The organism is Pseudomonas sp. 05N434 (genome assembly GCF_056396965.1).
In genome coordinates this window covers 1-626 of record NZ_JBFTMK010001034.1, presented here as the reverse complement: position 1 = coordinate 626, position 626 = coordinate 1, and the positions used below count along the sequence as shown (strand labels likewise).

The following is a 626-nucleotide window of genomic DNA, read 5'->3' as shown; positions in this document are numbered from 1 at the left end:
ACGCAGGTCGATGACCACGCCGTCGACCTTGTCTTTCTGCAGTTCGGTCAGCAGCTTCTTGACGTCGCGGGTGGTGCTCTTGTAATCCGGATCGCCGGCACGGAAGGCCTTGAAGTCCAGGTAGAAGGCCGGGATCTCGATGACGCCGAGCTTGTAGTCCTTGCCATCCTGCTTGAGGCTGAGGATCGACTTCTTCACCGCCTGATCTTCAAGCTTCACCGCTTCGCGGGTGATCGGCACGATCTTGCTGGTCTGGTCATTCGGCGCATTGCTGGCCGGAATCACTTCCAGGCGTACATCAACACCTTCGCCATGTCGTACGACCCGCATACCAACTATCTGTCGCCGGATAACGCGGAGAACTTCGACATCAACATGAGCCTGTCCCTGGAGGGCATTGGCGCCGTGTTGCAGAGCGATAACGATCAAGTCAAAGTCGTGCGCCTGGTGCCTGCCGGCCCGGCCGACAAGACCAAGCAGGTCGCTCCGGCCGACAAGATCATCGGCGTGGCCCAGGGCAACAAAGAGATGGTCGACGTGGTCGGCTGGCGCCTGGACGAGGTGGTCAAACTGATTCGTGGGCCGAAAGGCACCGTGGTGCGCCTGGAAGTGATTCCGGCCAGCAA

2 pseudogenes are annotated in these 626 nt (G+C 59.9%); one reads left to right on the top strand and one right to left on the bottom strand.

The annotated features are described in order from the left end of the window. A pseudogene (locus AC1DLB_RS31550) lies at positions 1-330 on the bottom strand (carboxy terminal-processing peptidase); the annotation flags it as partial. On the opposite strand from AC1DLB_RS31550, the pseudogene AC1DLB_RS31545 reads away from it, so the two are divergent. Beyond that, positions 283-626 (top strand): annotated as a pseudogene (locus tag AC1DLB_RS31545) (PDZ domain-containing protein); the annotation flags it as partial. The pseudogenes AC1DLB_RS31550 and AC1DLB_RS31545 sit on opposite strands and share 48 nt — an antisense overlap.